Genomic DNA, 513 nt, shown 5'->3' with positions numbered 1-513 from the left:
GGCGGCGAGGGCGGCACTGCCAGCGACGCCAAGGCAGTGACGGTCGGCATCAATTCAGGGCTGATTCACACGCTTGGTGACCGCTCCACGGGTATCATCGCCCAGTCGATCGGCGGCGGCGGCGGCAATGGCGGCGGCACGGCTTCCGCCGGCCTCGGCGCCAACGTCACAATCGGTGGCAAGGGAGGTGGCGGCGGCACGGGCTGGACCGTCGATGTCACCAATGGCGCGGCGGTACACACCGAAGGTGTCCAGTCTCATGGCATCCTGGCGCAGTCGATCGGCGGCGGTGGCGGCTCAGGCGGATTTGCCGTCTCGGTTGGCGGGCCGTCCTTCTCGCTTGGCGGCGATGGCGCGTCGGGCGGCGGGAGCAAGAAGGTCTATGTCGAAAACACAGGCCTGATCAGCACGGACAAGGATATGTCGATCGGCATCTTCGCGCAGTCGGTCGGCGGCTCGGGCGGCGACGGCGGGTTTGCGATGGCGGCCGGCGCCTTTGCCGCGGGCCGCATC

1 pseudogene is annotated in these 513 nt (G+C 69.0%); it reads left to right on the top strand.

What is annotated here, in order from left to right:
* Positions 1-513 (top strand): annotated as a pseudogene (locus tag ENZ75_RS33860) (hypothetical protein); the annotation flags it as partial.

Source organism: Mesorhizobium sp. M7A.F.Ca.CA.002.04.1.1 (assembly GCF_004022805.1).
Taxonomy (GTDB): Bacteria; Pseudomonadota; Alphaproteobacteria; order Rhizobiales; family Rhizobiaceae; genus Mesorhizobium; species Mesorhizobium ciceri.
The sequence above is the reverse complement of the archived record's forward strand: the minus strand, read 5'-3'. Positions and strand labels throughout refer to the sequence as shown.